The following is a 4,555-nucleotide window of genomic DNA, read 5'->3' on the forward strand; positions in this document are numbered from 1 at the left end:
AGCTTGAGTAATAAAAAGCTTTTGTAGTTCTGATAAGTCAGGTTTCTTTTCTGCTGATTTATACTTCTGTTGGGAGTAAGCTAGACTATCATTCACTCGCCACACGGACACAGCCAAATAGCTTGGCTAATCGGTATTTTTGTCCCGGCGTTGGATAGATACGATACTTAAATCTAGCTTTCATAAATTGACTTTTAAACTAACAACATGATAACATATTTATTAAAAGGGGAGGCTTCAAGGCGCGAATTGTTTAATTATTAATAGTTAATAATTAATAATTCGGTAAAAATCAAAAATAAAATCAATTCTTATCCATAAATTATCAATTATTCCCCTCCTGGGAGGCAGGGCTGTTTCAAAGTATTGTAGATTAAAGATTTAGGGAGAACGGGAGATGAGGGCATTGTGGAACAGTGAAATTTGCCAAAATTTGCCGATTTTGAGCGCCAATAAGCATCCCTTTTACTCTGACTAAAATGGTGAAAAGTCAACTTTTAATTTATGATTAAAAGCCCTCATCCCCGTGTCTCCGTGTCTCCGTGTCCCCGTGTCTCCGTGTCCCCGTGTCTCCCCGTCCCCGTGTCTATCGAGAATGAAACAGCCCTACCTCCACCGGAGAGGTTAGGGGTGGGTTCCCTGTTGCCATATGAGCTGTTGCCTCTTTTCTGGAGATGTCTATTATATAGTCAATACTTTTTTCACTTCGCTCCTTCTGAGTTTTGTACCTCACCAATCCGGCGACTCCCCTACCTGACTTCCGTGAAACGGTATGATGACTTCTTCAAGTCGGTAGCGATCAAAAATTAGCCATATCATACAATTATAGCATAGCTGAAATATTTATATAAAATTTTAACAACTTGATAAACAATAGTCTGTATAAAATAGACAACTGAGTAGTATTAAAATCCACTGTTTTTTTAGTTACCTTACCCTTCCTAATATTAGACATCTGGTAAAAATCAAAAATAAAATCAATTATCGTACAGAAATTATCATTTCTTCCCCTACTGGGAGGTGCGAGGGGTGGGTTCCCTATTCCCTATTCCCTATTCCCTATTTCCTCTTTTATGGAGATGTCTATTGATATTGATGGGATATTGCATCAAATATATCTAAAATTATAGAAGTAAAACTGGAGGACACCCGAACAATGTTAGATAACTATAACAATCATGTTAAACAACGAGCAGATTTAGGAATCCCACCACTACCACTAGATGCCCAACAAACATCAGAATTATGTGAACTGCTGAAAAATCCACCAGCAGGAAAAGAAGAAAAATTAATGGCATTACTGCGCGATCGCGTTCCCCCTGGAGTAGACGAAGCAGCTTATGTCAAAGCAGGATTTCTCACAGGTATTGCCAAAGGAGAAATTACAAGTCCCCTAATTTCCCCCACCTATGCCGTCGAACTTTTGGGAACAATGGTAGGTGGCTATAACGTCCAGTCCTTGATCGACATACTCAAATCGGAAAATTCTGAACTGGCCAGCACAGCAGCCACTGCCCTAAGTAAAATTCTGTTAGTATATGACGCTTTCAACGATGTTATAGAACTGGCACAAACAAACCCCTACGCCAAAAAAGTAGTAGATTCCTGGGCAGCAGCAGAATGGTTTACCACTCGCCCCCAACTCCCAGAAACAATAACCATCACCGTCTTCAAAGTTCCTGGCGAAACCAACACCGACGACCTCTCACCTGCTCCCCACGCCACCACCCGTCCCGACATTCCACTCCACGCATTAGCTATGCTAGAGTCAAAAATGCCAGAAGGGTTGAAAACTATTGCGGAATTAAAACAAAAAGGTCATCCAGTTGCCTACGTTGGGGATGTTGTCGGTACAGGTTCATCCCGGAAATCTGCCTGTAACTCCGTGTTATGGCACATTGGAGAAGATATTCCTCATATTCCTAATAAGCGATCTGGTGGATATATCCTCGGTGGTAAAATTGCTCCTATTTTCTTCAATACTGCCGAAGACTCTGGCGCATTACCCATCGAATGTGATGTTACCAAAATGGAAACAGGAATGGTAATAACTATTCATCCCTACAAAGGCGAGATAACCAACGAAGCAGGAGAAATAATTTCCACATTCACCCTTAAACCAGAAACTATCTTCGACGAAGTGCAAGCAGGTGGGCGTATTCCCCTATTAATTGGGCGTACCCTCACCGACAAAACTCGCAATGCTCTGGGATTAGAGACTAGCACTGTATTTACCCGTCCCCAAATGCCAGCAGAAACAGGAAAAGGTTTCACCTTGGCACAAAAAATGGTAGGTAAAGCTTGCGGTTTACCAGGGGTTCGTCCCGGTACTGCTTGCGAACCATTGATGACAACAGTAGGCTCTCAAGATACCACAGGACCTATGACCAGGGATGAAATGAAAGAACTCGCCTGTTTAGGTTTCAGCTCCGACTTAGTAATGCAGAGTTTTTGTCATACTGCTGCTTATCCCAAACCAGTTGATATTAAGACTCACAAAGAGTTACCTGATTTCTTTTCTGCTCGCGGTGGAGTAGCGTTGCGTCCGGGAGATGGCATTATTCACTCTTGGTTAAACCGGATGTTGTTACCGGATACAGTAGGAACAGGGGGCGACTCTCATACCCGTTTTCCTTTGGGAATTTCTTTTCCTGCGGGTTCTGGTTTGGTAGCATTTGCAGCAGCTTTGGGTTTGATGCCATTGGATATGCCAGAATCTGTTTTGGTTCGGTTTAAGGGTAAGTTACAACCTGGGGTGACATTGCGGGATATTGTCAATGCTATTCCTTATGTGGCGATTCAAAAAGGGTTGTTAACTGTAGCGCTAGAGAATAAGAAAAATGTGTTCTCCGGACGAATTATGGAAATGGAAGGTTTGCCAGATTTGAAAGTTGAGCAGGCTTTTGAATTGACCGATGCGACGGCAGAACGTTCCTGTGCTGGTTCAACGATTAAGTTAGGTACGGAGACTGTTTCTGAGTATCTGCGTTCTAATATTACGTTGTTGAAAAATATGGTGGCGCGGGGTTATCCAGATGCGCGGACTATTATGCGTCGAGTTGCCAAGATGGAGCAATGGTTGGCAAATCCAGAGTTGATGTCAGGGGATGCAGATGCAGAATATGCGGAAATTATTGAGGTAGATTTGAATGAAATTAAAGAACCTATTGTGGCAGCACCCAATGACCCGGATAATATTAAATTGATGTCGGAATGTGCGGGGGATAAAATTGATGAAGTGTTTATCGGTTCCTGCATGACAAATATTGGTCATTATCGTGCTGCTGCGAAAGTATTGGAAGGTGCAGGGCGAGTCAAAGGTGTATTGTGGATTTGTCCACCAACTCGTATGGATGAGAAACAGTTGCGGGAGGAAGGAATGTATGGTGTATTTGCTGCTGCTGGTGCGCGGACGGAAATGCCTGGATGTTCTTTGTGTATGGGAAATCAAGCGCGTGTTGAAAATGGGGTGACAGTGTTCTCGACTTCCACCAGGAATTTTAATAACCGCATGGGTAAAGGCGCTCGTGTTTATTTGGGTTCCGCTGAGTTGGCGGCGGTATGTGCGTTGTTGGGTCGGATACCTAGTGTGGATGAGTATTTGGAGATTATGAAGGAGAAAGTCGATCCGTTTGCGGGCGATTTGTATCGGTATTTGAATTTCGATCAAATTGCTGGTTTTGAGGATGAAGGTCGGGTGATTCCGTTGGAGGAGATGCCGAAAATTGAGGATATTTTGGGGATGCCAGCGTGAAGAAGTCAAAATTCAAAAGTCAAAAGTCAAAAGTAAGATTTGATCGGCTAAAAACTTTGACAATACAATAGTTTCAGGCAATTATTTTATCTTTAAAGTTTGAAACTATTTGTGACATCCTTATTTCATACAGTAGGGGCGAATGGCATTCGCCCTTACTGGTTTTTGTCGCCCTTACAGGGTTTGGGTTATGGCGATGTGGTTCATCAATTTGAAAAGCACTGTCAGTGAGTTTAGGGTGGGTTAACTCCAACCCTCAATTTTAAAATTAAAGCAGATAAGAAAATAGTATTTTTGACAAGTAAACATAAAGAGGTATCCTAACAATTTTACTAAATTGTCTGTTGATAATACCCATTGATTTTAAGCCTAATATCGGAAGAATCAGATGGAATGAGAGTAGTTAGGTTAATCTCAAATGAATCTCCTTCAAAAAGCTGCATATAGACACCATCTGCCGAATTCAAATTAGGTTGGTTTAAATTTACCTCGTGTTCCAGACCATCGTGAGTATCTACATATTTAATAGTAATTGAATCAATAAACGTTATTTCCTTTTCTCTTTCTTCAAGTCTAAGTTTAGTGATATTGCTATTGCCAAGGAAATGAATTTCTTCTCCCTGTAAATCTTTATTGTGTCTGTTATACAAAACTGTTCCTAAATCAAACCAGGTGTTTTGGTATAGTCATAAATTTTTAGATACGGACACCTGCCACCCTGGAAATACTTGGATATATATATACTGGGTTTATCGCCTGGTGGTCTTAAGGCAACAAAATCACCATCAATTTTAATGGCGG

General features: G+C 41.5%; 3 protein-coding genes. 1 reads left to right on the forward strand and 2 read right to left on the reverse strand.

Annotated elements, in window-relative coordinates; all coding sequences use genetic code 11:
* Window positions 1-88 precede the first annotated feature (88 nt).
* On the reverse strand, window positions 89-184 hold the full coding sequence (locus F6K54_RS43615) for a helix-turn-helix domain-containing protein (protein WP_202223267.1): 96 nt from the start codon (window positions 182-184) through the stop codon (window positions 89-91).
* A gap of 972 nt (window positions 185-1,156) precedes the next feature.
* On the opposite strand from F6K54_RS43615, the gene acnB reads away from it, so the two are divergent.
* A complete protein-coding gene (gene acnB / locus F6K54_RS40795; protein WP_293090163.1) occupies window positions 1,157-3,754 on the forward strand; it encodes a bifunctional aconitate hydratase 2/2-methylisocitrate dehydratase in 2,598 nt (865 codons plus the stop codon).
* Between the two features lie 332 nt (window positions 3,755-4,086).
* On the opposite strand, the gene F6K54_RS40800 is transcribed toward acnB, so the two are convergent.
* The gene (locus F6K54_RS40800; RefSeq protein WP_293090165.1) at window positions 4,087-4,404 is read right to left on the reverse strand and encodes a hypothetical protein; all 318 of its coding nucleotides are present in this window, start codon (window positions 4,402-4,404) and stop codon (window positions 4,087-4,089) included.
* Window positions 4,405-4,555 lie beyond the last annotated feature (151 nt).

The organism is Okeania sp. SIO3B5 (genome assembly GCF_010692555.1).
Taxonomy (GTDB): domain Bacteria; phylum Cyanobacteriota; class Cyanobacteriia; order Cyanobacteriales; family Microcoleaceae; genus Okeania.